Genomic DNA, 24,135 nt, shown 5'->3' on the forward strand with positions numbered 1-24,135 from the left:
CGCCGGTTCGGCGACGCGGACGCCCGGCGCCGGTGACGCCGCCGGGCGGCGGGACTCAGCGCCAGCGGGAGAGCAGGATCAGGGAGGCGACCATCGCGCCGAAGCCCACCGCGAGGTTCCAGTAGCCCCACGACATGACCGGGTATTCCTGCTCGGAGAGGTAGTAGACCACCAGCCAGCCGATGCCGAAGACGATGAGGGCGACCGCCGAGATCGGCAGCCACACCGGGCTAGGCTTGCGCGTCGCCGCCGTCGCCGTCGGACGAACGTCCGTCGGCGGGGTGTACACCTTCTTCTTGCGGACCTGAGACTTGGGCACGACGCTCTCCAGAGGGGGTGACGACCTCGTCCGGCCTGACAACCGGGCGCGGGGGCGACGGTCCATGGCCAATAATGTTCGACAGCTAGCGTAGTCCCGAAGACCCGTCCAAGCCACGAATGGGGTCAGGCCGGTGCTCGGAGTGACCGAAAAAGGCGGGACTGTTCGGGTCGCCGCACCGGCCCGCGCCTCGGCGGGCTGAACCAGACGACGGGGAAGGAACGCTCGGTGGAGTACACATCCGGCGCGGCCTCCTGGCAGAAGGTCCTCCGGCGGGCGATCGCCGGCCTCCTGCCACGGCGCCCACGGCAGCGACGGCCGGGCTGGTCGATCGGGGTGCCGCTGATCGCCGCCGCGGCAGGGTTGCTCTTCACCACCACGGCCACCACGGCCGGCGGCACGGCCCTGCGGGAGGACCGACGGCCCCAGCTCAACCAGTTGATCGAGGACCGCCGGGCGGAGGTGGCCGCCAACGAGCAGCGCGCCGCCGCGCTGCGCGGGGAGGTCGAGGACCGCACCACCGCGCTGGCCAGCGCGGGCGGCCCGATCAAGGAGCAGCAGGACCGGGCGGCCGCCAGCCGGGAGGCCGCCGGGTTCACGGCGCTCACCGGCCCCGGGGTGACGGTGGAACTCAACGACGCCCCCCGCAGCAACGACGGCTCCCTGCCCGCCGGGGCCACCAACGACGACCTGGTCGTCCACCAGGGGGACGTGCAGGCGGTGGTGAACGCGCTCTGGGCGGGTGGCGCCGAGGCCATGTCCATCATGAACGTCCGCGTGCTGTCGACCAGCGCGGTACGCTGCGTGGGTAACACCCTGCTGCTACACGGCCGGGTGTACTCCCCACCATTCAAGATCGTAGCAATCGGCGATCCCGCCGCCCTCCAGCGGGCCCTCGCCGACTCCGAGGGAGTCCGGTTGTTCAGGGACCTGGTCGACGACTACAAGCTCGGTTACAAGGAGACCGTCTCCAACGTGACCGTGCCGGCGTTCGAGGATTCGACCACACTGCGGTCGGCGACGGTGCCACGGTGAACCGCGTGCCCGACGACTGGTCGGATGAGCGCGACGGCCGTCACCGCGACCAGGGTGACGGCCCCACGGCGTTCCTGCCCAGGGTCGACCGGCCCGCCCCGACGCGCCCCGCCCCGGCCGGAGCCTGGCCGGAGCCGGTGCTGCCCCGTCCGCACGGTCCCGGCCCGTCGACCGACGACGGTCGCCCGCCCGCCGGTTGGCCGCACGCGGCGCCCGACCCGACCCGCCATGCCGACGCCGCCCGATTCGCCGACCCGGCGCGCGAGCCGGGTCGGCCGGCGAACCCCGGCCGCTTCGCTCCCGGCCCGGAGCAGGCCCGACCCGCCACCAACCCGCCCCGGCCCGCCGATCCGGGCCGCCCAGGCACCGGCCGCCCCGGTCCCACCGGCTTCGGCCCGCCCACGGGCCACGTCGACAGCCGGCCGGCGACCGGCCCCACGGACCTCGGGCCGCCCGCCGGCCGCAGCGACCACCGTCCGTTCGCCGGGCGCACCGACCATGCCGACGACCGCCCGACCACCGGCCGCATGGACTTCGGGCACGCCGACCTCGGCCCACCCGGCGGCCACGCCGACCACCGGCCGACCACCGGCCGCACAGACTTCGGGCGCACGGACTTCGGGCGCACGGACTCTGGGCGCGCCGACTTCGGGCGCGCCGACTTCGAGCCGCCCAGCGGGCACGCCGACGACCGGCCGACCACCGGGCGCACGGACTTCGGGCGCGCCGACTTCGACCCGCTCAGCGGCCACGCCCAGCACCGTCCGGGCACCGGCCCCGCCGACTTCGGGCCGCCCGCCGGCCGGGAGGCCGGCGGGCCGCCGTCCTGGCCGGGTGGCGGCCCGGTCCGGCCGGCCACCCCACCGCAGCCGGCGTCGCCGGCCGACGCCGTCCGGCAACCGGACCCCGCCGGGGGCGCCGGCCAGGGCGGCGGACACCCCCACCGCCCGTCCGTCGACCGCCCCGCCGCCCAGGCCGGCCCGCCGACCACCGACGGGCCCACCGCCTTCATCCCGCCGGCCGGCGCGCGGCCCGCCGGGCCGTCCGCCCCCGTGTCGCCGGCCGCGTCCGACCGCTCCGCCGACCCCGGGGCCACCGCCGTGATCCCGGCGGTCTCCGGGCGTACGCCGGGCGGCGGTCAGGCCGCCCTCGTCGAGTCGACCGCCCTGATGGGGGCCGTGCCGCGCCCCCCGAAGACCGACGAGCCGGGCACCTCGAACGCTCCTGCCGAGCAGCCTCGGCCGCGCCGGGGCGAGCGGGTCGTCCAGCTCCGCCCCGAGCAGACCGGCGAGGGCTACAAGAGCGTCTACTCCGAGCTCACCCGGCCCACGCTGGGCTCGCGGCTGCGCACCGGCATCCGCGTCACCGGCGAGGTGCTGATCACCTTCGGCATGGTGGTGCTGCTCTTCGCCGGCTACGAGGTGTGGGGCAAGTCGGCGATCGTCGACGCGCACCAGAACGACCTCAGCCAGCAGTTGGCGCAGGCGTGGGGCCCGGAGGGCGACCCGACTGTCGCGCCGTCGGCCAGCGCGTCCACCAAGCCGAAGCCCCCGGTGCAGGGCAAGCCGATCGCGGGGCTCTACATCCCCAAGCTGGACAAGAACTGGGTGGTGGTCGAGGGCGTCACCCAGAAGGACATCCGGTACGCGCCCGGCCACTACCCGTCCAGCGCGCTGCCGGGTCAGGTGGGCAACTTCTCCGTCGCCGGGCACCGCAACCGGGCCACCTTCTGGCGGCTCGACGAGCTCGCCGACGGCGACGCCATCGTGGTGGAGAGCAAGACCGAGTGGTACGTCTACACCGTGACCCAGAGCCGGATCGTCCGGCCCACGCAGGTCGAGGTGGTGGCGCCCGTGCCGGGCAAGCCCGGGCAGAAGGCGACCAAGCGGATGCTCACCCTGACCACCTGCAACCCGAAGTTCGACAACTACCAGCGCCTGATCATCCACGCCGAACTGGCGCGTACCCAGCCCAAGTCGGCGGGCCGGCCGACGGAACTGGGAGGCTAGGCGGTGTACGGCTGGATCTGGCGCAAGCTCCCCTTCGGGCTGCCCGGCAAGCTCGTCGGCAGCCTCCTCATCGCCAGCGCGATGATGGCCCTGCTCTGGTACGTGGTCTTCCCGTGGGCCGAGCCCCTGCTGCCCTTCGACGACGTGCAGGTGACCCAGGACTCCGGCGATCCCGCCGGTGACGTGGTGCCGGGCGGCGACGGGGAGTCCGAGCCCGGCGACGGGCACGACCTGCCGTACGACACCGAGCGGAACAACACCCCGCCCCCATCGCCGAACGAGTGAGCCCCTGATGCGTGTCCTGGTGATCGACAACTACGACTCGTTCGTGTTCAACCTGGTGCAGTACCTGGGCCAGCTCGGCGTGGAATGCGAGGTCCGGCGCAACGACGAGATCGACGTCGCCGAGGTGGGCGGGGTCGGCGCGGCCGGCGTACTGCTGTCGCCCGGTCCGGGCAGCCCCGACCGGGCCGGCGTCTGCCTCGACGTCATCCGCCGGTACGCGGGCGAGCTGCCGATCTTCGGTGTCTGCCTCGGGCACCAGGCCATCGGCGAGGCGTTCGGCGCCACGGTGACCCGCGCCCCGGAGCTGCTGCACGGCAAGACCTCGGAGGTCCACCACCAAGGGGTCGGGGTGCTCGCCGGTCTGCCGGACCCGTTCACCGCGACCCGCTACCACTCGCTCGCGGTGCTGCCCGAGACGCTGCCCGAGGAGCTGGAGGTCACCGGCTGGACCGGCTCCGGGGTGGTGATGGCGATGCGCCACCGGACCCTGCCGATCGAGGGCGTCCAGTTCCACCCGGAGTCCGTGCTGACCGAGGGCGGTCACCTCATGCTGGCCAACTGGCTCGCCGCCTGCGGCCACCCGGAGGCGCTGGAGCGCGCCCCGGAGCTGGCCGCCGAGGTGGACGCGCGCCGCCGCGCCGCCTTCGCCGCCGGCTGAGGCTGCTCCGCGCCCCCTCCGCCGCCCTGCCGAGGCTGCCGCGCCCTCTGCCGTCCGACTGAAACTGCCGCGCGGCCGGTCCGTCCGGGCCGGTTCGGTCAGCCCTTCAGCGCCTCCCGGACCGCCGGGTCGGCCGGTGAGCTGACGGCGGGCGGCCGGCGACGAACCGCGTCCCACGCCGCCTTGCCGCTGGCGAAGTAGTCGCGGGCGGCCTTCCCGACGAGCAGGACGGGCCCGCAGCCGGTGCAGCGGGCGGTCACCCCCTCGGCGTCGACGCCGAGGTGCCGACACAGCGTCACCGCCCGGGACAGGTGGTAGGACTGGGTCACGACCAGGGCCCGCTCGACCCCGTACACGTCGCGCGCCCGGGCGCAGCTGTCGTAGGTGTCCAGGCCGTACGGGTCGGCCACGACGCGCCGCGGATCGACGCCCAGCCGCTCGGTCAGGTAGGCGGTCATCACCGTCGGTTCGTCGCCGGACGTGCCGCCCCCGTCGCCCGACACGAGGACCACCCGGGCCCGCCCGCTGTGCACCAGCTCGGCGGCGGTCTCCAGCCGCCCGGTGAGCCGGTCCCCGGGTTGGCTACGGTCCGCCGCCACCGCCGTGCCGAGGACGATCACCACATCGGCGGCCGGTGCGTCGGCCTCGTCGTGCAGGTGGCCGCGGGCGGCGACAGTCGTCCACAGCCAGGGCAGGCTGGCGAGCAGCAGCGCGGCCAGACCGATGACCGCGACGCGGATCAGGCGTCGCCGCCGGCGGGGCGACCGGCCCTCCGGCCCCGCTGCCCCCGTCACGGGCGGCACCGGGCGGTCGTCCCGTTCGTCACCGTCGTACCCAGCCCCGCAGCGTCCCGGCCGGCGGTCGCCCGGTCAGTCACCACGCGAGGAGCCCCGGCCGACCCCGCGCGGTCCGCACGCCGGCCGGCACCGCCCGCCGACGGGACCGCACGGCGGTGCCCGCCGGGGTCACCGCTCGGGAAGCCGGATCGGTGGGGTGGTCGGCAGCGGGAAACCACCGCCGCCCCCGGTGCCCGGGGTGGAGGGCGAGCTGCTCGGCGAACCGCTCGGTGAGTTGGTCGGCGACGGATCGGCCGCCGGGACGCTGACCGTGATGGTCACGGTCCTGCCCTTCGCGAGGTTCGAGCCGGGCCGCGGGTTCTGCGAGAGGACCCGGCCGGCCTCGGCCTCCGGCACCTCCCGGCCCTGCTCGACGTCGACGTCGTAGCCGGCGTCCTCCAGCTCCTCCTTGGCGTCCTCCTCGGTGGAGCCCACCACGTTCGGCACCCGGCCGACGTTGCCCTTGGAGACGGTGAGGGTCACGACGGTCTTCTCGGCGACCGGCTTGCCCTCCTCGGGCGACACCTCCAGGACGATGCCCTCCTGCTGGGCGCTGTCCTTCGACTCCTTCTTGACCTGGAAGCCCGCCGCCTCGAGCCGCTGCTTCGCGTTCTCGTAGGTGGCGCCCTTCAGGCCGATCGGGATGGCCACCGTGGCCGGGCCGCCGCAGACCTGGACGACGACCTCCTGGTTGGGCTCCAGGGAGGAGTTGCCGGTCGGCGTCTGGTTGACCACCTCGCCCCTCTTGCAGGTGGCGTTGAAGACCTGCTCGCCCGCCCTGGGCACCAGGGTGGCCTGCTCGATCCGGGCGAACGCCTCCTGCTGGGTCAGGCCGGTCACCGTCGGGACGGTGACCCGGTCCTCGCCCTGGTTCAGCAGGGCGGCGGCGAGGGCGATCACGGCGAGCACGCCCACCGCGGCGAACGTCGCGATCAGCCAGGACGACGCCCTGCGGCGGCGCGGGTCGCCGACCCGGGCCGGCATCTGCCGGGTCTGCGGGGCGCCGGGCGCGCCCGCGTAGCCACCGGCGGCCGGGGCGAGCTGCGTCGTCTCGTCCTGCGGCAGGACCGGGGTCGCCATCACCGGGCGGCCGGCGGCCGCGCGGAGCAGGTCGGCCCGCATCTCGCCGGCGCTCTGGTAGCGGTTGAGCGGGTTCTTCGACAGCGCCTTGAGCACGATCGCGTCGACCGCGGGGTTCACGTCGGGGTTGATGTCGCTGGGGGTCGGCGGGGCCTCCCGCACGTGCTGGTAGGCCACGCTGACCGGGCTGTCCCCGACGAACGGCGGATGCCCGCAGAGCAGCTCGAAGAGCACGCAGCCGGCGGCGTAGACGTCGGAGCGGGCGTCGACGGCCTCGCCCCGCGCCTGCTCCGGCGAAAGATACTGTGCCGTGCCGATCACCGCGCTGGTCTGGGTCATCGTGGTGGCACCGCTGGCCAGCGCCCGGGCGATGCCGAAGTCCATCACCTTGACCTGGCCGGTCTGGGTGAGCATCACGTTGCCGGGCTTGATGTCGCGGTGGATGATGCCGTGCCGGTGGCTGAACTCCAGCGCCGCGCACATGTCCGCGCAGATCTCCAGCGCCCGGCGCGGCTGGAGCCGCCCCTCGACGCCGAGGACCTCCTTAAGGGTCCGCCCGTTGACGAACTCCATCACGATGAACGGCAGCGTCTCGCCGGTCGGCGCGGTCTCCTCGCCGGTGTCGTAGACGGCGACGATCGCCGGGTGGTTGAGGGACGCGGCGTTCTGCGCCTCGCGGCGGAACCGCATCTGGAAGGTGGCGTCCCGGGCGAGGTCGGTCCGGAGCATCTTGATCGCGACGTCCCGACCGAGCCGGAGATCGCGACCGCGGTGCACCTCGGCCATGCCGCCGTAGCCGAGGAGCTCGCCGACCTGGTACCTGCCACCGAGCAGGCGGGCCTGCGCTGTCATCGCGTCTGTCGTCCTTCGCTCGTCGTCTCGTCGCCGCCCGGCCGGGGCAGTTCCTGTCGACGGTACGACGTTCCGGCCGGATCGTCGCGTCCGTCGGGCCGCAGCGCGCCGGACGTCACCGTCTGCGGGGCGACCGGGCCGGACTGCTGCGACTGCTCCCGCAGCTTGTAGGAAATCACGCCGGAGCAGACCAGGACCAGTACGGCCAGGAGGATGGCGAGCAACACCATCCCGGGCCGGGACCGCTGCCCGCCCGGCGGGGGCGCCGGAGGCGCGGCCTGCCCCGCGTACGCCATCGGACGGGCCGGCGGCACGGGCGCGGCGCCGCGCGGATAGCCGGGCGGGGCGACGGGCGGGCGGGACACCGGCGCGGCGGGCGCGACCACCGTGGGGCGGTGCGGCGCGACGGCCGGGCGGGGCGCCGCCGCCAGCGGGCGCGGCGGCTGCGGAACGGCGGGCGGCGGCCGGTGCGGGGACACCGGCGGGCGGGCCGTCGGCACCTGGGCGCGGCCGGGCGGGGCGGCCGGCGACGCGGGGGCCCCGGAGACCGGACGACCACCGGCGCGGGCCTGCTGGGAGAGCTGCGCCTTCAACTGCCGAGCCACCCCGGCCAGCGCCGCGGCGCTGGGCCAGCGGGCGGCCGGATCCTTCGCGAGCGCCCGCTCCACCACGGCGCGCACCGGCGGCGGGATGTCGGCGGGCAGCGGTCGGGGGGTCTCCCGGACGTGCCGCATGGCGATCTCGAGGGGATTCTCGCCCTCGAACGGGCGCCGGCCGGCAAGGCACTGGTAGGCCACCACGCCGAGCGCGTAGACGTCGGAGGCGGGTGTGGCGACGCCGCCGGTGGCCTGCTCGGGGGAGATGTACGAGGCGGTGCCGAGCACCGAGCCGGCAGCGGTGAGCTGGGCGACCAGCTCCGACCGGGCGATGCCGAAGTCGGTCAGCACCAGGGTGCCGTTGGGCCGGACCAGCAGGTTGCCCGGCTTCACGTCCCGGTGCACGATGCCCTTCACGTGGGCCGCGTGCAGCGCGTCGGCGGCCTGGGCGACCAGCGCCATCGTCCGGGCCGGGGTGAGCCGGCCGACCCGGGCCAGGGTGGCCGACAGCGCGTCGCCCTCGACGTACTCCATCACCAGGAAGGCGATCTGCTGGTCGTTGCCGAAGTCGTAGACGTCGACCACGCCGGGGTGGTTGATCGTGGCCATCGTGCGGGCCTCGCCGCGGAACCGCTCGGCGAAGTCGGGGTCGTCGAGCAACGCGGGGAGCAGGCTCTTGACCGCGACCGTCCGGCCGAGCACCTGGTCGGTGCCGCGCCAGACGTCGCCCATGCCACCGCTGGCGATCCGCTCGTCGAGGCGGTAGCGGTTGCCGAGCTGCACCCCGGGACTGAGCATGTCAGCGGCCCCCGGGGTCGGCGATGGCGGCCCGCATGATCTGCCCGGCGATCCGGGCCGCCTCGGCGCTGCCACCCTGCCCCGCCTGCTCCAGCACCACGCAGACCGCGGAGACCGGATTGCCGTTCTTGTCGAGGGCGAAGCCGATGAACCAGCCGTGGTCGGGCCGGTCCGGGGCGGACTGGGCGGTGCCGGTCTTGCCCCCGACGGTGTAGCCGTCGATCTGCGCGTTCGTGCCGGACCCGCGTTCGACGACGCTGACCATCATCTCCCGCAGGTCGTCGGCGACCTGACCGTTGACCGGCTGCCGCAGCTCCTTGGGCTTGGCGGTGTAGTAGCTGGTGGTGCGGTCGGGGGCGAGCAGCTGGCGGACCACGTACGGCCGCATCTGGCTGCCGTCGTTGGCGACGGCCGCGGCGATCATGGCGCCCTGGAGCGGGGTCATCCGCACGTTGTTCTGGCCGATCGAGGACTGCGCCAACGCGGCCGGGTCGGTGCTGCCGTCCGGGTTCTGCATGTCGCCGGTCCGGCTAGCCGCCACCGGGTGACCGCCCTCGCCGAGCTGGCCGACGGTGAGGTCCTCCTGCTCGAAGCCGAACTGCCGGGCCTTTTCCTTGATCTTGTCGGCGCCGAGCTTGACACCGAGCTTCGCGAAACCGGTGTTGCACGAGTAGGTCACGGCCGTCTTGAGGCTGACCTCGTCCTGCGGGCAGATCGACGCCGCCGCGTTGCGGATCGGGGTGCCCGAGGTCGGCGGGGTCCAGCTCGACCCGGCCGGAATGCTGGTCTCCTGGCCGATGCCGCTCTCGAGCGCCGCGGCGGCCACCACGATCTTGAAGGTGGAGCCCGGCGGCAGCACCTCGCCGATCGCCCGGTTCTTCAGCGGGCCGGCCGGGTCACCCTCCAGCTTGTTGTACGCGGCCGTCGCCTCTTCGGTGTCGTGGCTGGCCAGCGGGTTGGGATCGTAGCTCGGGATGGAGACGAGCGCCTGCACCGCCCCGGTACGCGGGTCGACGGCGACCGCCGCGCCCCTCGGCACGTCGAGCCGGTTGTTCCGCAACTGCTCGTACGCGACGTCCTGCGCCCGCTTCGAGAGGGTGAGCAGCACGTTGCCGCCGCCCGTGTCGTTGCCGGTGAACATGTCCTTGACCCGGTTGGCGATCAGCGCGTCGCTGGTGCCCGCCAGGAAGTCGTTCTCGAACTTCTCGATGCCGGTGTCGGCGAGGTTGACCGGCTTGTAGCCGAGGACGTGCGCGTACTTCGCCCCGGCCGGGTAGGTGCGGCGGTACTTCAGTTCGCCGTTGGTCTCCTTGCTGGTGGCGAGCGCGGTGCCGCCGGCCTCGATGTTGCCGCGCTTGCGCTCGTACTCGGCGACCTGGACCCGGCCGTTGTAGTCGCTGGTGCGGTATTCGTCAGCCTTGTAGGCCTGGATCCAGTTGAGGTTGGCGAAGAGCAACCCGAAGAGGACCATCACGACGACGCCGACGCGGCGCAGGGGTGCGTTCACGGCCTGATCACCTCCGTGGGGGCACCGTGCAGCTGCTCCGGCGGGCCGCCGGACGGTCGGGCCGCCTTGCCGCCACCGCCGCCGACCGGCCGGCGGGCCCCGTCGGAGATCCGGAGCAGCACCGCGATGAGCAGCCAGTTGGCCATCAGCGACGAGCCGCCGGCGGAGAGGAACGGGGTGGTCTGGCCGGTGAGCGGGATGAGCTTGCTGATCCCGCCGACGATCACGAAGACCTGGAGCCCGAGGGTGAAGGCCAGGCCGCCGGCGAGCAGCTTGCCGAAGGAGTCGCGGACCGCCAGGGCCGCCCGCAGCCCCCGCTCGACGATCAGCAGATAGACGACGAGCAGCGCGGAGAGGCCGAACAGCCCGATCTCCTCGCCGATGCCGGCGAAGATGAAGTCGTTCTGCACCTCGGGCAGTTTGCCCGGCTGGCCGCCGCCCGGCCCGGCGCCGAACATGCCGCCGGTGCCGAGCGCGAGCAGGCCCTGCACCAGCTGGTAGCCGTCCTCGTAGGGGTCCGCGAACGGGTCCAGCCAGATCTGCGCCCGCAGGTAGAAGTTCGCGAACGGCCCGCCGACGAGGTCGCCGAGGACGTACGCCAGGTAGGCGCCGCCGAAGAAGAGCACCAGGCCGATGAGCAGCCAGCTGACCCGTTCGGTGGCGATGTAGAGCGTCACCACGAACATGCCGAAGTAGAGCAGCGAGGTGCCCAGGTCCTTCTCGAAGACGAGGACCAGGACGCTGACCAGCCAGACCGCGACCACCGGGCCGAGGTCGCGCCCGCGCGGGAAGTCGATGCCGAGGAAGCGGCGGCTCGCCAGCGACAGCACCTCACGCTTGCGCACGAGGTAGTAGGCGAAGAAGACCAGCAGCGCCAGCTTGGCGAACTCACCGGGCTGGATCGAGAAGCTGTCGCCGAACTTGATCCACAGCTTCGCGCCGTTGATCTCGGAGAACCGGCTCGGCAGCACCGCCGGGATCATCACCAGCACGATGCCGGCCAGCCCCAGGGTGTAGGCGTAGCGGGAGATCGAACGGTGGTCGCGCATCACGACGAGCAGCCCCGCCGCGAGGATCACCGACAGGAGCGTCCAGGCCAGTTGTCGGCCACCGTTGCCGGCGAAGACGGCCAGGTCCGCCCGCTCGGCGGGGGTGGCGTCGCCCAGGTCGAGCCGGCGCAGGAAGCCCACCCCGATGCCGTTGAGCAGGGCGACGGCCGGCAGCAGGGCCGGGTCGGCGAAGGGCGCCAGGAACCGGATCACCAGGTGCAGGCCGAGGAAGACGGCGGTGAGCGCGGCGGCCGGCAGCCAGAAGTCGGCGGTGACCGTGTCGAGCACGTTCGCCTCGACCATCGCCCCGTACGCCGCCACCAGCACCATTGCCAGCAGCAGGAGCGAGAGCTCCGCGTTACGCCGGGACCGGGCCAGGCGCACGCCGGGCTGCTCGCCCGTGGTGGCGGGCGAGGGTGCCGGGATGGCCGCTGCGGTCACGGATCGTCCTCCGATTCGAACCGACGCTCACTCCGGCGACCGGCAGGCGGCCGGATCGAGCGTCGGCGAGACGGCGTCGGAGGGCGTGGCGTCGGGCGTGGTGGTCGGCGCGACCGGCTTCGCCGAACGGCTGCCGGCCGCCGGGCTCTTGCTGGTCGTCGGCGTGGGCGTCGCCGCGCCGGCGGTCGGCGTCGGGGTGGTGACGGCCACCGCGCTCGGGCTGGGCGGGCAGACCGGCTTCAGGTTCGGGTTGGTCGGGCTGTCGCTGGTCAGCTCGGCCAGCCGACGCTCGGCGTCCGGCTCGCTCTTGGCCGGGATGCCCTGCTTGACCTGCTCCTGCGCGGCCAGCGTGAGGTCGTCCAGGTCGGCCGGGCTGGTGGAGTGCACGGTGGAGAGGTCCATGCCGGCGATCTCGCCCTGGATCCCCCGGAACACCGCGACCTGGCCGTCCTCGGTCGCGCCGACGTAGTACTGCCGCTGGGTGTAGCTCCAGCCGCCGAAGACGGCCCCGCCGAGGAGCACGAGCAGCGCCAGCGTCGCCGCGGCGGCGCGCATCGGGCGGTGCTTGGGGCGGTCCGGCTCGTCGTCGCCGGCGGCGGGCTCCTCGGGAGCGGGGGGCCGCGGGGCGTTGAGCGCGGACGCGCGGGCGGCGGGGGTGGAGACGTCGGCGGAGGTCGCCATGCCCCGGTCGCGGGCGGCGGCACCGCCGACGATCGGGCTCGCCTCGACGATGTCCTGGTCGCTGGCGTCGGCGATGATCACCGTGATGTTGTCCGGCCCGCCGCCGCGCAGGGCGAGCTGCACCAGCCGCTCGACGCACTGCTGCGGGTCGGCGTACTCGCGCATGGTGTCGGCGATCGTGTCGGCGCTGACCACACCCGAGAGGCCGTCGCTGCAGATCAGGTAGCGGTCGCCCGGGAGCACCTGGCGGACGCTGTATTCCGGGTCGATGTCGCGGCCGTCCAGCGCCCGGGTGAGCAGCGACCGCTGCGGGTGGCTGCTCGCCTCCTCGGCGCTGATCCGACCCTCGTCGACGAGCATCTGGACGTACGTGTCGTCCTTGGTGATCTGCGCGAACTCACCGTTGCGCAGGAGGTAGGCCCGCGAGTCGCCGATGTGGACCATGCCCAGCTTGCTGCCGGAGAAGAGGGTGGCGGTGAGCGTGGTGCCCATGCCCTCCAGCTGGGGGTTGGCGTCCACGGTGTCGCGGAGCTGCTGGTTGGCGGTGCCCACGGCCGATCGCAACGCGTCGACGAGGGCGTCACCCGGGACGTCCTCGTCGAGCGGCGCCATGGCACCGATGACGATGTTGCTGGCGACGTCACCGGCGGCCATGCCGCCCATGCCGTCGGCGACGGCGAGTAGCCGCGGCCCGGCGTAGACGGAGTCCTGGTTACCGTCTCGGATCAGACCGCGGTCGCTGTGGGCCGCATAGCGCAGGGTCAGAGTCATGGCCGTAATTCGAGAGAAGTGCGGCCGATCCGGATCGGCACGCCGAGGGGGACGGGGGTTGGTCCGGTGACCTTAGCGCGATCCAGGTAGGTGCCGTTAGTCGAGCCGAGATCCTCGACGAACCACTGCCCGTCGCGCGGCACCAGCCGGGCGTGCCGCGCCGAGGCGTAGTCGTCGGTGATGACGAGGGTGGAATCCTCGGCCCGACCGATGGTGATCTGCGCTTCCCCGAGGGTGATCCGGGTGCCCGCCAGCTGGCCGGCGGTGACCACGAGCTGGTGCGCCGCCCTGCCCCGCTTCGCCTTCGCCGGCTTCCCCGCCTGACCGAGCGAGGCGCCGACCGCCCGTGGGGCGGCCACCAGCCGGCCCGACCGGGCGCCCGCGAACAGGTCCCGGCGGATCACCCCGACCACCGTGAACACGAAGATCCACAGCAGGATCAGGAACCCGAACCGGGCGACGGTGATGACGAGTTCCGGCAAGGCGGGTCAGCCGTCCACGCGGAAGGTCAGCGTCGTGGTGCCGAGCTGGATCATGTCGCCGGGGTTGAGCGCGACGGCGGAGACCCGCTGGCCGTTGACCATCGTGCCGTTGGTCGACCCGAGATCGGTGAGCACGACCTGGCCGCCGTCGAAGTCCAGCCGGGCGTGTCGCCGCGAGATGCCGACGTCGGGCAGGCGCAGGTTGGCCTGGTCGCCGCGGCCGATCACGGTCGAGCCCATCTGGAGGGGGTAGGTGCGCCCGTCGCCGGAGACCAGCCGCACGTTGCGGCTGCCGCCGTGGCCGGGCGGGGGACCGTAGCCGCCGCCCTGGTCGTACGCGGGGTAGGCGGGCGGGCCGGCGTCGTAGCCCGGCGCCGAGACCGGGGCCACCTCGCCACCGGTGTAGACCTCGGCGGTGACCCGGAACATGCCGGTGTCCAGCCCCTCGCCGCGCTCGATCTCGACGATCACGTCGCCGTAGACCGTCCAGGCCTGCTCGCCGATGAACTCCGCCTGCGACTGGGCCAGCTCCTGGGCCAGCGCGGCGGCGTACGGCGCCAGCCGACTGTGGTCGTAGGGCGAGAGATCGATCACGTAGCGGTTGGGCACCAACGTGCGCCCACCGGCCAGGATCGCCTTGTGCGCCTCGGCCTCCCGCTGCATGGCGTTGAGGATCTCCACGGGGTGGACCACCCCTTTGAAGACCTTGGCGAAGGCTCCCTCGACCAGGCCTTCCAGACGCTTCTCGAAGCGTTGCAGCACGCTCACCGGCTCCTCCTCGGGTCCCGAGGACATGATGGTATCCGGCCGGCGCGCGCGCAGCTCACACGCCGCTCGGCCGTCTGACGGCGGCCCGTTCGGAAGGGCCCGTGTTGTCGTGCTACTCTTTCGTCCGCCACGAACGGTACCGCCTCACGGAGGGTAATCGATCGGGGCAACGACCACGGACCGCGTACGATGTCCGGGGCCCGCTGGAGACAGCAGGACCGGCACAGACTACAGTGTTCGAGGTCAGGCCACGGGGAAGTGGCGGAATGGCAGACGCGCACGGTTCAGGTCCGTGTGCCCGAAAGGGCGTGGGGGTTCAACTCCCCCCTTCCCCACCAAAGAGCGAGGGCTCCGCAGCGATGCGGGGCCCTCGCTGCATGTCGGGGCGTGCCGTACGTCACGCTATGCTCCGATGGTTTCTGCCTCCGAAGGACCAGGAGTGGCGTGTGAGTGTCGCATTCGTGACCGGGTCGGGCGGGCTGATCGGCTCCGAGGCGGTCCGGCACTTCGCCGGCCTCGGTCTCCACGTCGTCGGCATCGACAACGACATGCGGCAGGAGTTCTTCGGCGAGGAGGCCTCGACAGCCTGGAACGTCCGGCGGCTGACCGACGAGCTGGGGGCCGCGTACTCGCACCACAGCATCGACATCCGGGACCGTGCCGCGCTCGGCAAGCTCTTCAGGCGGTACGCCGGTGACGTCGCCGTGGTGATCCACACCGCCGCCCAGCCGTCGCACGACTGGGCGGTGCGCGACCCGTTCACCGACTTCGACGTGAACGCCGCCGGCACCCTGAACGTCCTGCAGAACGTGCGCGAGCACTGCATCGAGGCGCCAGTGATCCACTGCTCCACCAACAAGGTCTACGGCGACCGGCCGAACAGCCTGCCCCTGGTCGAGCTGGAGACCCGGTGGGAGATCGAGCCGGGGCACCCGTACGAGCAGGGCATCCGCGAGGACATGTCCATCGACGCCTGCCTGCACTCCGTCTTCGGCGCCTCGAAGGTCGCGGCCGACGTGATGGTGCAGGAGTACGGCCGCTACTTCGGCATGCGGACGGCCTGCTTCCGGGGCGGGACACTCACCGGGCCGGCGCACTCGGCGACGGAGCTGCACGGCTTCCTCGGCTACGTGATGCGCGCCAACATGGAGCGCCGGACGTACAAGATCTTCGGCTACCAGGGCAAGCAGGTCCGCGACGCGATCCACAGCTCGGACGTGGTCTCGGCGTTCGAGGCGTTCTTCCGCAACCCGCGCTCGGCCGCGGTCTACAACCTCGGCGGCGGCCGGCACTCCAACACCTCCAACCGGGAGGCGTTCGCGCTGGCCGAGCAGATCACCGGCCAGGAGATGATCACCGAGTACGTCGAGGCCAACCGGATCGGCGACCACAAGTGGTGGATCGGCTCGAACGAGGCGTTCCAGGCCGACTACCCGGAGTGGAAGCAGGTCTACGACGTACCCATGATCATGCGTGAGATCTACGAGGCCAACGTGGACAAGTGGGTGCCGGCGTCATGACCGCCAGGGGCAAGCGGAACGTCCTCGGCGTGCTGGTCGACGCCACCGACTACGCCGCCGCGACGGAGCAGGTGGTGGCGGCCGCGCAGGAGCGGCGCCCGCTGGCGCTCACCGCGCTGGCCGTGCACGGGGTGATGACCGGGGTGCTCGACCCGGCCCACAACGCCCGGCTGAACTCCTTCGACGTGGTCACCCCCGACGGCCAGCCGGTGCGCTGGGCGCTCAACCTGCTGCACGGCGCCGGGCTCACCGACCGGGTCTACGGCCCGACGCTGACCCTGCACGTGCTCTCCCGCTTCGCCGACGAGGGCCTGCCGGTCTACCTCTACGGCTCGACCGAGGAGACCCTGGCGAAGCTGATCCCGGCGCTGGAGCGGATGTTCCCCGCGCTCAAGATCGCCGGTGTGGAGCCGTCCAAGTTCCGGGCGGTGCAGCCGGGCGAGGACGTCGAGATCGCCGACCGGATCAGGGCCAGCGGCGCCCGGCTCGTGCTGGTCGGGCTGGGCTGCCCGCGCCAGGAGGTCTTCACGTACGCCATGCGGCCGCTGCTGGACATGCCGCTGATGGCGGTCGGGGCGGCCTTCGACTACCACGCCGGGCTGCTGCGCCAGCCGCCGCCGTGGATGCAGCGGGCGGGCCTGGAGTGGTTCTGGCGCCTCGGCCTGGAGCCGAAGCGGCTGTGGCGGCGGTACGTGATCCTCAACCCGGCCTACCTGGCCCGGCTGGCCGCGCAGAAGACGGGCCTGTGGAAGGCGCGACCGCCGGCCCCGGCCACCGAACGCCCCACCAGCTTCGCGGTCTGACCCGGCCCGACAGCAGACGGTGCGGCCCCACCCGGAACACCGGGCGGGGCCGCACCCTGTCGGGGACCTAGAGGGTCAGGGTCCAGGTGTTGATGTAGCCGGAGTCGCCGGCGTAGACGTCCCGCACCCGCAGCTGCCAGGTGCCGTTCGCCGCCTCGCTCGACAGGTTGGCCGTGTAGGTGGTGTTGATGTTGTCCGCGCCGTCCCAGAAGCTGCTGTTCTTCAGCCGGTAGGACGAGCCGTCGGGCGCGACCAGGTCGACGACGAGGTCACCGCGGTAGGTGTGCACGATGTTCACCGCGACGGTCGAGGCCGACGAGGCGTTGCGGGCGCACCCGGAGATCGGGATGGAGCTGCTCACCGTGGCGCCCGTGTCCGGGATCGCGACGTCGGTGCCGTTGGTGCCGGAGCAGCTGCCGCCGCCGCTGCCGGTCACCGTCAGCGAGTAGGTCGCGGTCCTGCTGCCGGAGGCGGCGGTGCCCGTCACGGTCACCGTGTACGTGCCGGGCGGGGTGCTCGCCGAGGTGCTGACGGTGAGCGTCGAGGAACCGCCCGAGGTGACGGTGGCCGGGTTGAACGAGGCGGTCGCCCCGGACGGCAGGCCGCTGGCGGACAGGCTCACCGACTGGGCGGAGCCGTTGGTGGTGGCGGTGGCGACCGTGGCGGTCACCGAGCCGCCCGGCGCGGTCGAGCCGGAGGTCGGCGAGACCGAGACGGAGAAGTCGTTCGGCGGCGGCGGGGTGTCGCCGTTGACGACGTAGAGCAGCTTGTTCGGCGAGCCGGTGCCCGGGTTGGTCACCACGTTGCTGGTGGCGTTGTTCACCAGGTAGTCGCGGACCTGCTGCGGCGACCAGGACGGGTTGGCGCTGGCCACCAGGGCCGCCGCGCCGACCACGTGCGGCGTCGCCATCGAGGTGCCGCTGATCGTGTTGGTGGCGGTGTCACCGGTGTGCCACGCCGAGGTGATCGACGAGCCGGGCGCGAAGATGTCCAGGCAGGTGCCGATGTTGGAGAACGACGACCGGGCGTCGGTGTTGGTCGTCGACCCGACGGTGATGCCCTCGGCGGTGCGGGCGGGCGAGGTGTTGCAGGCGTTGCCGCCGGAGTCGTTGCCGGCCGCGAGGCCGTAGCTCACGCCCGAGTTGATGGAGTTCCGCACGGCGGTGTCGAGCGTGCTGTTCGCGCCGCCGCCGAGACTCATGTTGGCCACGGCCGGCTTGACGGCGTTGGCGGTCACCCAGTCGACGCCGCCGATGACACCGGCGTTCGTGCCGCTGCCGGAGCAGTTCAGCACCCGCACGCCGACCAGGCGGACGCCCTTGGCGACCCCGTACGCCGAACCGCCGACGGTCCCGGCGACGTGCGTGCCGTGCCCGTTGCAGTCGTCGGCCGAGCCGCCGTCGACGGCGTCGTAGCCGGAGACCGCCCGGCCGCCGAAGTCGCTGTGGCTGAACCGGATGCCGGTGTCGATGATGTAGGCGTGCACGTTGCTCGCCGTGTTCGGGTACGTGTAGGAGTTGTCCAGCGGCAGGGCCCGCTGGTCGATCCGGTCCAGGCCCCACGACGGCGGGTTGGTCTGCGTGCCGGCGATCGAGACCGTGTGGTTCTGCTCGACGTACGCCACGGCGGGGTCCGCCGCGATGCGGGCGGCGGCCTTGGCGTCGACCCGGACCTCGAAGCCGCGCAGGGCGGCGCCGTAGGTGCGGGCGACCGCGCCGCCGTGCCGGTTGACCAGCCGCTTCGCGGTGTCGCCGACGCTGCTGCTGGCGACCGAACTGTCCTTGAAGACGACGATGTAGCTGTCGGCCACGGCGGTGGCACCGCCCGCGGCGCGGATCGTGCCGACGGGCTCGGCGGCCAGGGCCGGCGTGGCGGTGGCCACCATGGCCATGGTGGCCACCCCGACGAGCAGGGACCTACGTGGAAGACCCATCTTCTACTCCCTCCGACCGGCACCCGGCGTCCGACGTCCATGGCGAGAATCGATGGCTGCCGATCAAGCAGAGGGTAGAGCGGGGCGACATGCAATTCAAACATGTCGACTTGTCTATACCATCGACGAGATGACCCCTACGGGACGCCGTTACGGGACGAACGGGGCCCACCCCGGATTCACGCCCGTCGAGAACGGGCAATGCTCTGCGTCATGGAGAGTCACCTCACCGTCCTGGCCCCGCTGGCCGCCGTCTGGCTGGCCGCCGGGTGGCTCGCGGACGGCATGCCGAGGCTGGACCTCGCCGACGACCTGCGCCGACGTGCCGGACGGGTGCTCGCCCTGACCCTGACCGCCCTGGGCCTGACGGCCGCCGTGCTGGGCGTCGGGCTCTCCAGCGGCGGCGCGACCCCGGTGGACCGGGCCGCCGCCGGCCTCACGCTCGCCGCCGCCCCGGCACTCGTGGTCGCGACCTGCACCGTGCGCCGGGTGCGCCGGCTCCGGGCGGGCGCGGGAGCGTTCGCCGCGGCACCCGGCACGCCCGCCCCGCACGGCCTGCGGGCCGCCGCCGCGCACCCGCTGGTGGGGCTCCCGCTCCAGGTCACCGGCCTGGCGGTGCTGCCCGCGGTGGTGGCGGCCGGCGCCCCCGGCCTGCTGTTCGGGCCCGGCGTGACCGGGCCTGCGATCACCGGCGGCGTGCTGGGCGTCGCCGCCATCGGCGTACGCCACGCGCTGCGACACAGCCGCCTCGCCGAGCGGGCCACACCGCCCCGGCCGGCGTCATCGCGAGCGGCCGGGCCCCTGCACGTATAGCAGCTCCAGGATCGCCCGGGTCGCCTCGAACCAGCGGTCCAGCCAGCCGGGCGGCGGCACGCTCCCCTTCGGCGGCAACTCCATCAGCAGCCCGCGCAGCAGCGGGTGGTCGACCAGCGACTCCGTCGGCTCCGTCGACCAGCCGCCCGGCGGGAACGACGGCTCGGTCAGCGGGTTCGGATCCAGCGACGGCAGGGTGAGCGGCGGGCCGCCCTGCTCCGGCGCGGTCGTCGCCGACTCCCGGCCGCCGACCTCCGTGTCGGTCGACACCACCTCGGTCAGGACGGTGTCCCGGCGCGCGCCGCGGTACTTGCCCCCGAAGCGCTCCGGCTTGCCCGGCCCGTTGGTGAGGTTGTCTGACCCGATCGTCGTCATCCGTCTCGCCTGCCTCGTTCGGTCGCGACTCGTGCGGCGGGTCGTCGACCAGCGCCGTATCGAGGGGTACAACGACACGGGCCCGATGTGGCGACGGGATGTCCGGGCTTCTTCGCCCGGCGCCGGGACGCGGGCACGGCAGTGTCCCCGCCCGGCCCGCGCGCCGGACGGGGACACCCCGTCACCTCCCGGTCAGTCCCGGCCGAACGCACCACCCCTGGCGCCGGCGACGAAGGCGTGCCACTCGCCCGGGGCGAAGACCAGGGCCGGACCCGTCTTGTCCTTCGAGTCCCGCACGCCGACAGCCCCCGTCACGTACGCCACCTCCACGCAGTTGTCACAGTTCGGCCCGCTCTTCGAGCTCTTGAACCACGCTGCCTGCGTCAGGTCCACGGGGAACCCCTTGGTCGCCATTTCCACAACGGCTCCTCTGCCAGTTTCGCGATGTGTGCGATGGACTCCTCCGGACGCATGGCAGCCGATCGGATGTGATCGAAGATGAAGCTGTACTTCTGCAGTTCGTCGCTCTTCTCCAGGAAGAGCCCACCCGTGGCGTTCTCCGCGTACACGACATCCGGATCACCGGGCTCGGGGAAGCTGAGGATCGTGAAGGTCCCGTCCATGCCGGCGTGCGCCCCCACCTCGAAGGGCAGGACCTGCACCGTCACGTTCGGCAGCTCGGCCACCTCGACCAGCCGTTTGAGCTGGCCACGCATCACTTCGTCCCCGCCCACCGGCCGGCTCACCACCGCCTCATCGAGCACCACCCACAGATCGACCGGATCTTCCTGAGTCAGCAACGACTGACGGCCGAGCCGGACACGGACACGTTGTGCGACCTGGTCGGCCGTGAAGTCCGGGCGGGCGGCGCGGATCATCGCGCTCGCGTACTCCTCCGTCTCCAGCAGGCCGGGCACCACCTGCTGCTCGTACGCCCGGATCGAGCTGGCCGCCGCCTCGAGCCCGACGTAGGCCCCGACCAGGACGGTGCTGTACGGGTGCCACCAGCCCTTCTGCCGCGCCTCCCGGGCGATCTGCACCAGCTCGTCGCTCTCGGCACCCACCACGCCGTAGATCCGGAGCATGTCCCGCACGTCGCGCGGGGTCGCCGTGGTGTGCCCGGTCTCGATCCGCGAGATCTTCGACGCCGAGCACTCCAGCTGCTCGGCGACGACCTCGATCGTGATCCCGGCCGCCTCCCGCTGCCGGCGCAGTTCCGCGCCCAGGCGGCGGCGCCGGATGGTCGGGCTGCGCCGCTCACTCACGGCCGTGCCCCCCGCCCGCTGGTCGGGACCCCCGGCTGTCGGCCCTCACCGGTCCACCTCCGCCTCGCGCGCGCCGCTGTCGTCGTCCCCGCCGGGGCGCGACCGTCTGTTCGGCGGGCGAATCGTCCGCGGCGTGGGGTGGTGCCGGTCATCGGCCGGCCGCGACGGCGAAACCGGCCCCCAGTGTGCCGCCCATACGTGAACCGCTTCAAGCGCCGCTTCGCGCGAGCCGCTCACGTATCGGCAAAAGTCGACGTGCAACTTGCATGAAGCACGTCGCTGATGCAGTCTGTGCGTATGGCACGGGTTACTCACCGTCTCCGTCCGCTTCCCCGCCGTGGTGACCCCACGGGCTCCGGGACGCGGGCCGGTGGGATCGCCCGTCCTCCGACAACCAGACGTGCCCCGGGTTGATGACCCCGCCGCTGCACGCCAGTCGGCTGCGGCGGCGGGAGCGGTTACCCGGAGCAGCCGGGTGATGGTCGGGTGGCGGCTCGCCACCAGCGGTACGGCCCGACCACCACCGCCCGCACCACCGGTTCACGAGGCACGACCCCGTCGCCGGCACCGAGACGTCCCCCGACCCGCTCACGCCGGCCCGTCCGCCGGCCGATCCCTACCAGGAGCCCATGTGCTTCCCCGCTCTGGTGACGTACTGCACGTGACTCGCGCGGCGAGTGTCCAGTTCCTCAGACCCATCATGTTCCGGGTGATCCGGGTGCTCGACTGGCCCACCTACGACGGGTGGGTCTGGCTCGACGGCTACGAGTTGAACGCATCGGGGGACGCGGTCAGCCGGCGGTCGATCTTCGTCCAGCGGGAAGGGCTGCGCCAACTGCGGGCGGCCCCCGAGCCCCGCCCGCACACGGTGCGCGCGCCGCGTCGGCCGGTCGCCCGCACCCCGGTCCGCGTGGGCTGAGCCGCGCGATCGGCAGTCGGAGGGCGTGCCGCGCCATAGAATGAGGTACGCCCACCCCGGCAGGTTCCACCCCGCGCGTCCAGGACCCCGAACCTGGGATGGCCATGGTCAATCAGCCCGCCGCGCGGCGGCACCACCGCTCCCGTATCGCCTACGCCTTCGGAGTCCTGGCGCTGATCGGCGCCGCCACGACACTTGTGGTCGTGGTCCGCGACCCCGCCCTGTCGTCCACCACCCGGCTGACCGCCCCGGTCCCCGCACCGGAGATCACCGTGGTCGACGACGACCCGTCGGACGACGAGTGGCAGGACCCTTTCGACTCCCCCTACCCGGGGGACGGCGACGACGCGTTCGGCGCCGCCGACGAGCCCGGCACCACGGCCGACATCGACTCGTCGACCGGATCGTCGGGCGGGACGACGGAGGCCGCCGGCCACTCGCCGGACGACGCCCGCCGCTCCCTCTTCTGGTCCGGCATCTTCGGCCTGGCCATCTCGCTGGCCGGGCTCGGCCTGGTCGGGACCAGACGCCGGATGTGGTGACCCGGGGCCAGCTGCCGGCAGCGAGGGGGGTCGGCAGCTGGTCGTCCGGGCGGGGCCGTCAGCGGCGGCTCACCGGGTGGGGGTCGGCGCGGCGGTCGGCGTGGGCTCGCCGCCGGTCGGCGACGGCGCGCCGCGGGACACCACCAGGGTGACCTCCTCCCCCTCGGGAACCGGTTCCCCCGCCTCCGGCTCGGTGCGGATCACCGTGCCCTCGGGCCGATCGGATTCGCGGTACTCGACCCGGTGCTCCAGCCCGAGATCGTCCAGGATCGCTCGCGCCGTCGCCAACGGCAGATTCACCACCGGCGGCATCGGCACCCCCGCCGCCGTGGTCGTCGGCGTCGCCGAGGGCGACGGGGTGGTCGGGGCGGCCGAGGTCGGCGCGGGGGTCGTCGGCGACGCCCGGGTCACCGAAGGAGACGGGTCCGGGCCGGGTGGATCGTCGTCCGCCGACTCGAGCGCCAGCCAGAGCCCGACGCCGAACAGGCCGAGCAGCAGCAGCGCGACCACACCCCACAGGATCGGCAGCCACCAGCGTCGGCCGCCGGCCTCCTCGGCGTACCACTCGGTGCCGGCCTCGCGCGGGTCGGCCGGCCGGGGCGGCGGCACCTCGGCGCGGCCCGACCAGGCCGGCGGGCCGGAGCGCCCGGGCGGCACGGCGGCCGTACGGTCCATCGGGGCGGTGCGGTCGGCGGGCATCGGCCGGGTCGCGTCGCCTGCGGCCGGCGCCCCGCCCTCGGGGCCGGGCAGGCGCCGGGTGCGGTCCGTCGGCTCCGACCCGCCCGGCGGAGGCAGCGGCCGGGTCCGGTCGTCGCCCTCCCCGGCGGGTGGCTCCGCGCGGTCGTCACTCATGCCGGCACTCCGCTCCGCCGCGCGCCGACACGAGGCACCACCGCGCCGTGCCGACGATTCGCTCGCTGGCGCCCCCTCATGGCACGTCCTCTCCCGAGCCGGGCGGGCATCGCGGCCCCTGACCGTCAACCTAACGGCCCGGGCGGCCATCGGCCGGGATCAACATGCCGGAGGTCCCGTCAGGGTGTCGGGGCTGCCGATTCCGGGGTGGCCGACACCTCGCCGCACCAGATCGACACCTGGTCGTTCCACCTGCCCGTGTTGTCGCCGGTCGGATCCTGGCGGGTGACCGGGCCGGTCCGGCCCGAGCGGTAGCGGGGGTAGAAGCCCTCGTCGACGAGGTCGTCCGCCGCCTCGTCGCAGTCGTCACCCACCACGTCCGGCACGGTCGCGGCCGGGGCCGGCCCGCTCACGTACAGCGTCACCGTGCGCCCCGGGCGCACCGGCGTCCCGACCGTCGGGGAGGCGCGCTCCACCGTCCTTCCCGTACCGCCCAGGAAGACGAGCCGCCAGCCCAGCCTCCGCTCGCGCAGCTCGTCGCGGGCCTCGGCGAAGTCCTCCCCGACCACCTCGGGCACCGTGAGCCCGGTCGGCGACGCCGTCCTGCGCGGCGGCGACGGCGTCGACCGCGCCGGCGTCGAGCGGGTCGGACCCGGTGTGCCGGCGGGCGCCGCGTCCGCCGCCGTGGCCGGCGCGGTCGGTCCGTCCTCACCGGCCAGGAGCCAACCGCCGGTCGCCCCGACGGCGGCGAGCAGCACGAGGGCCAGCCCGCCGCCGAGCAGCACGGTCGACCGGCCCGGACCGCCGCCGTTCCGCGCGTCGCCCACGTTCCCGTCCGTCATGCTCCACCCACCTCGATCACCGGCGACCGTATCCGCCGCGGCCAAGCCCGGCATCGTCCCGGTCACCCGGTGGAGACCTCACGACTCGCCGCGCCGAGCACGGG

The 24,135-nt window shown here is 73.4% G+C and carries 24 protein-coding genes and 1 tRNA gene; 10 read left to right on the forward strand and 15 right to left on the reverse strand.

All coding sequences use genetic code 11. The annotated features are described in order from the left end of the window. Positions 1–55 precede the first annotated feature (55 nt). Positions 56–319: a cell division protein CrgA gene (locus GA0070606_RS15695; RefSeq protein ID WP_091100210.1), complete on the reverse strand. Its 264-nt coding sequence runs from the start codon at positions 317–319 to the stop codon at positions 56–58. 228 nt (positions 320–547) lie between these two features. On the opposite strand from GA0070606_RS15695, the gene GA0070606_RS15700 reads away from it, so the two are divergent. The 4 genes from GA0070606_RS15700 to GA0070606_RS15715 are packed head-to-tail and all read left to right on the forward strand — an operon-like array spanning position 548 to position 4,306. Beyond that, positions 548–1,354, forward strand: coding sequence for a DUF881 domain-containing protein (locus GA0070606_RS15700; protein WP_091100213.1), 807 nt, complete (start codon positions 548–550; stop codon positions 1,352–1,354). Next, positions 1,351–3,363, forward strand: a complete 2,013-nt coding sequence (locus GA0070606_RS15705) for a class E sortase (protein ID WP_245724700.1) — start codon at positions 1,351–1,353, stop codon at positions 3,361–3,363. The genes GA0070606_RS15700 and GA0070606_RS15705 overlap by 4 nt, the downstream gene beginning before the upstream one ends. 3 nt (positions 3,364–3,366) lie before the next feature. Next, positions 3,367–3,648 (forward strand): hypothetical protein, encoded by a 282-nt coding sequence (locus GA0070606_RS15710; RefSeq protein ID WP_091100214.1) that lies wholly within the window; start codon positions 3,367–3,369, stop codon positions 3,646–3,648. A gap of 7 nt (positions 3,649–3,655) precedes the next feature. Beyond that, on the forward strand, positions 3,656–4,306 hold the full coding sequence (locus tag GA0070606_RS15715; protein WP_091100216.1) for an aminodeoxychorismate/anthranilate synthase component II: 651 nt from the start codon (positions 3,656–3,658) through the stop codon (positions 4,304–4,306). Between the two features lie 98 nt (positions 4,307–4,404). Here GA0070606_RS15715 and GA0070606_RS15720 read toward each other — a convergent pair whose 3' ends face one another. The 8 genes from GA0070606_RS15720 to GA0070606_RS15755 form a co-directional block, all read right to left on the reverse strand. Then, positions 4,405–5,100, reverse strand: a complete 696-nt coding sequence (locus GA0070606_RS15720; protein WP_091107782.1) for a SanA/YdcF family protein — start codon at positions 5,098–5,100, stop codon at positions 4,405–4,407. Between the two features lie 171 nt (positions 5,101–5,271). Next, positions 5,272–7,074 (reverse strand): Stk1 family PASTA domain-containing Ser/Thr kinase, encoded by a 1,803-nt coding sequence (pknB, locus tag GA0070606_RS15725; protein ID WP_091100219.1) that lies wholly within the window; start codon positions 7,072–7,074, stop codon positions 5,272–5,274. After that, on the reverse strand, positions 7,071–8,468 hold the full coding sequence (locus tag GA0070606_RS15730; RefSeq protein WP_091100223.1) for a serine/threonine-protein kinase: 1,398 nt from the start codon (positions 8,466–8,468) through the stop codon (positions 7,071–7,073). Before GA0070606_RS15730 ends, pknB begins: the two co-directional genes overlap by 4 nt. 1 nt (position 8,469) lies before the next feature. Then, a complete protein-coding gene (locus GA0070606_RS15735; protein WP_091100227.1) occupies positions 8,470–9,975 on the reverse strand; it encodes a peptidoglycan D,D-transpeptidase FtsI family protein in 1,506 nt (501 codons plus the stop codon). Next, positions 9,972–11,408 carry an FtsW/RodA/SpoVE family cell cycle protein gene (locus tag GA0070606_RS15740; protein WP_425413098.1) on the reverse strand — a complete coding sequence of 479 codons (1,437 nt, stop codon included), beginning with the start codon at positions 11,406–11,408 and terminating at the stop codon, positions 9,972–9,974. The genes GA0070606_RS15735 and GA0070606_RS15740 overlap by 4 nt, the downstream gene beginning before the upstream one ends. Before the next feature lie 84 nt (positions 11,409–11,492). After that, positions 11,493–12,917, reverse strand: a complete 1,425-nt coding sequence (locus tag GA0070606_RS15745) for a PP2C family protein-serine/threonine phosphatase (protein WP_091100234.1) — start codon at positions 12,915–12,917, stop codon at positions 11,493–11,495. Next, positions 12,914–13,399 (reverse strand): FHA domain-containing protein FhaB/FipA, encoded by a 486-nt coding sequence (locus tag GA0070606_RS15750; RefSeq protein WP_091100238.1) that lies wholly within the window; start codon positions 13,397–13,399, stop codon positions 12,914–12,916. The genes GA0070606_RS15745 and GA0070606_RS15750 overlap by 4 nt, the downstream gene beginning before the upstream one ends. 6 nt (positions 13,400–13,405) lie before the next feature. Further along, positions 13,406–14,194 (reverse strand): FHA domain-containing protein, encoded by a 789-nt coding sequence (locus tag GA0070606_RS15755; protein WP_091100240.1) that lies wholly within the window; start codon positions 14,192–14,194, stop codon positions 13,406–13,408. A 225-nt stretch (positions 14,195–14,419) separates the two neighbouring features. Here GA0070606_RS15755 and GA0070606_RS15760 point away from each other — a divergent pair. From GA0070606_RS15760 to GA0070606_RS15770, 3 genes are all read left to right on the forward strand, one after another. Next, a tRNA-Leu gene (locus GA0070606_RS15760) sits at positions 14,420–14,505 on the forward strand. 66 nt (positions 14,506–14,571) lie between these two features. Further along, the gene (locus GA0070606_RS15765; protein WP_176737333.1) at positions 14,572–15,687 is read left to right on the forward strand and encodes an NAD-dependent epimerase/dehydratase family protein; all 1,116 of its coding nucleotides are present in this window, start codon (positions 14,572–14,574) and stop codon (positions 15,685–15,687) included. Continuing rightward, positions 15,684–16,490: a WecB/TagA/CpsF family glycosyltransferase gene (locus GA0070606_RS15770; RefSeq protein ID WP_091107784.1), complete on the forward strand. Its 807-nt coding sequence runs from the start codon at positions 15,684–15,686 to the stop codon at positions 16,488–16,490. The genes GA0070606_RS15765 and GA0070606_RS15770 overlap by 4 nt, the downstream gene beginning before the upstream one ends. 67 nt (positions 16,491–16,557) lie before the next feature. On the opposite strand, the gene GA0070606_RS15775 is transcribed toward GA0070606_RS15770, so the two are convergent. Beyond that, positions 16,558–18,423, reverse strand: coding sequence for a S8 family peptidase (locus tag GA0070606_RS15775; protein WP_091100246.1), 1,866 nt, complete (start codon positions 18,421–18,423; stop codon positions 16,558–16,560). A gap of 213 nt (positions 18,424–18,636) precedes the next feature. Between GA0070606_RS15775 and GA0070606_RS15780 the strand changes: the two genes are divergently transcribed. After that, entirely contained in the window at positions 18,637–19,236 is a 600-nt protein-coding gene (locus GA0070606_RS15780; RefSeq protein ID WP_091107786.1) for a hypothetical protein, read from the forward strand. Here GA0070606_RS15780 and GA0070606_RS15785 read toward each other — a convergent pair. The 3 genes from GA0070606_RS15785 to GA0070606_RS15795 form a co-directional block, all read right to left on the reverse strand. Continuing rightward, positions 19,204–19,611 (reverse strand): hypothetical protein, encoded by a 408-nt coding sequence (locus tag GA0070606_RS15785; RefSeq protein ID WP_091100251.1) that lies wholly within the window; start codon positions 19,609–19,611, stop codon positions 19,204–19,206. The two genes, GA0070606_RS15780 and GA0070606_RS15785, sit on opposite strands and share 33 nt — an antisense overlap. Positions 19,612–19,803: 192 nt before the next feature. Beyond that, positions 19,804–20,025, reverse strand: coding sequence for a DUF397 domain-containing protein (locus tag GA0070606_RS15790; protein ID WP_091100254.1), 222 nt, complete (start codon positions 20,023–20,025; stop codon positions 19,804–19,806). Then, positions 19,995–20,876 (reverse strand): helix-turn-helix domain-containing protein, encoded by an 882-nt coding sequence (locus tag GA0070606_RS15795; RefSeq protein ID WP_091100258.1) that lies wholly within the window; start codon positions 20,874–20,876, stop codon positions 19,995–19,997. The genes GA0070606_RS15790 and GA0070606_RS15795 overlap by 31 nt, the downstream gene beginning before the upstream one ends. A 631-nt stretch (positions 20,877–21,507) precedes the next feature. Between GA0070606_RS15795 and GA0070606_RS15800 the strand changes: the two genes are divergently transcribed. Both GA0070606_RS15800 and GA0070606_RS15805 read left to right on the forward strand, forming a co-directional pair. Then, on the forward strand, positions 21,508–21,795 hold the full coding sequence (locus tag GA0070606_RS15800; protein WP_091100261.1) for a hypothetical protein: 288 nt from the start codon (positions 21,508–21,510) through the stop codon (positions 21,793–21,795). Positions 21,796–21,893: 98 nt separating this feature from the next. Further along, positions 21,894–22,337 carry a hypothetical protein gene (locus tag GA0070606_RS15805; protein ID WP_176737334.1) on the forward strand — a complete coding sequence of 148 codons (444 nt, stop codon included), beginning with the start codon at positions 21,894–21,896 and terminating at the stop codon, positions 22,335–22,337. A 69-nt stretch (positions 22,338–22,406) separates the two neighbouring features. Here GA0070606_RS15805 and GA0070606_RS15810 read toward each other — a convergent pair whose 3' ends face one another. Then, a complete protein-coding gene (locus GA0070606_RS15810; protein ID WP_245724952.1) occupies positions 22,407–23,036 on the reverse strand; it encodes a PASTA domain-containing protein in 630 nt (209 codons plus the stop codon). A gap of 332 nt (positions 23,037–23,368) precedes the next feature. After that, positions 23,369–24,031 (reverse strand): PASTA domain-containing protein, encoded by a 663-nt coding sequence (locus tag GA0070606_RS15815; RefSeq protein WP_091100268.1) that lies wholly within the window; start codon positions 24,029–24,031, stop codon positions 23,369–23,371. Between the last annotated feature and the right edge of the window lie 104 nt (positions 24,032–24,135).

Source organism: Micromonospora citrea (genome assembly GCF_900090315.1).
GTDB classification, from domain to species: domain Bacteria; phylum Actinomycetota; class Actinomycetes; order Mycobacteriales; family Micromonosporaceae; genus Micromonospora; species Micromonospora citrea.

What these genes read in the sequence shown, in the direction of transcription:
- GA0070606_RS15805 (WP_176737334.1), top strand. Translation starts at nt 21,894, where the DNA reads ATGGCCATGGTCAATCAGCCCGCCGCGCGGCGGCACCACCGCTCCCGT.
- GA0070606_RS15730 (WP_091100223.1), bottom strand. Translation starts at nt 8,468, where the DNA reads ATGCTCAGTCCCGGGGTGCAGCTCGGCAACCGCTACCGCCTCGACGAG.
- GA0070606_RS15775 (WP_091100246.1), bottom strand. Translation starts at nt 18,423, where the DNA reads ATGGGTCTTCCACGTAGGTCCCTGCTCGTCGGGGTGGCCACCATGGCC.
- GA0070606_RS15745 (WP_091100234.1), bottom strand. Translation starts at nt 12,917, where the DNA reads ATGACTCTGACCCTGCGCTATGCGGCCCACAGCGACCGCGGTCTGATC.
- GA0070606_RS15785 (WP_091100251.1), bottom strand. Translation starts at nt 19,611, where the DNA reads ATGACGACGATCGGGTCAGACAACCTCACCAACGGGCCGGGCAAGCCG.
- GA0070606_RS15770 (WP_091107784.1), top strand. Translation starts at nt 15,684, where the DNA reads ATGACCGCCAGGGGCAAGCGGAACGTCCTCGGCGTGCTGGTCGACGCC.
- GA0070606_RS15790 (WP_091100254.1), bottom strand. Translation starts at nt 20,025, where the DNA reads ATGGCGACCAAGGGGTTCCCCGTGGACCTGACGCAGGCAGCGTGGTTC.
- GA0070606_RS15815 (WP_091100268.1), bottom strand. Translation starts at nt 24,031, where the DNA reads ATGACGGACGGGAACGTGGGCGACGCGCGGAACGGCGGCGGTCCGGGC.
- GA0070606_RS15755 (WP_091100240.1), bottom strand. Translation starts at nt 14,194, where the DNA reads ATGTCCTCGGGACCCGAGGAGGAGCCGGTGAGCGTGCTGCAACGCTTC.
- GA0070606_RS15765 (WP_176737333.1), top strand. Translation starts at nt 14,572, where the DNA reads ATGCTCCGATGGTTTCTGCCTCCGAAGGACCAGGAGTGGCGTGTGAGT.
- GA0070606_RS15810 (WP_245724952.1), bottom strand. Translation starts at nt 23,036, where the DNA reads ATGCCCGCCGACCGCACCGCCCCGATGGACCGTACGGCCGCCGTGCCG.
- pknB (WP_091100219.1), bottom strand. Translation starts at nt 7,074, where the DNA reads ATGACAGCGCAGGCCCGCCTGCTCGGTGGCAGGTACCAGGTCGGCGAG.
- GA0070606_RS15715 (WP_091100216.1), top strand. Translation starts at nt 3,656, where the DNA reads ATGCGTGTCCTGGTGATCGACAACTACGACTCGTTCGTGTTCAACCTG.
- GA0070606_RS15780 (WP_091107786.1), top strand. Translation starts at nt 18,637, where the DNA reads ATGGAGAGTCACCTCACCGTCCTGGCCCCGCTGGCCGCCGTCTGGCTG.